Raw genomic sequence first — 263 nt, forward strand, 5'->3', positions numbered from 1 at the left:
CATTTTGAAATAGATGCCGCTCCTTCAATTGCTTTCAGTTCTTTTCTTGACAGAATTTTTAAATTTTTCATAATAATAGAATTTGGTTTAGTTAAAAAATTTTGTGACTTTTATATACTCTAAGTTAGTAAAACATTTTTTGAGATTGATAATTAAAATTTATTTATAATCAAATCTGTCTTCGTCAGGATACCAATAGGAATATAAACTTGGTGTCATAGTTCCATTTTCGTACGACTTTATATTATTTTCCAAACTCATTG

The 263-nt window shown here is 25.5% G+C and carries 1 protein-coding gene; it reads right to left on the reverse strand.

Features of this window, described 5'->3' with window-relative positions:
- A partial coding sequence (locus tag SB752_RS32695; protein WP_410719546.1) for a bacteriocin-like protein occupies positions 1-71 on the reverse strand: 71 nt, incomplete at its 3' end.
- Between the last annotated feature and the right edge of the window lie 192 nt (positions 72-263).

The sequence above is a fragment of the Brevibacillus sp. SIMBA_040 genome (assembly GCF_046535075.1).
Lineage (GTDB): Bacteria > Bacillota > Bacilli > Brevibacillales > Brevibacillaceae > Brevibacillus.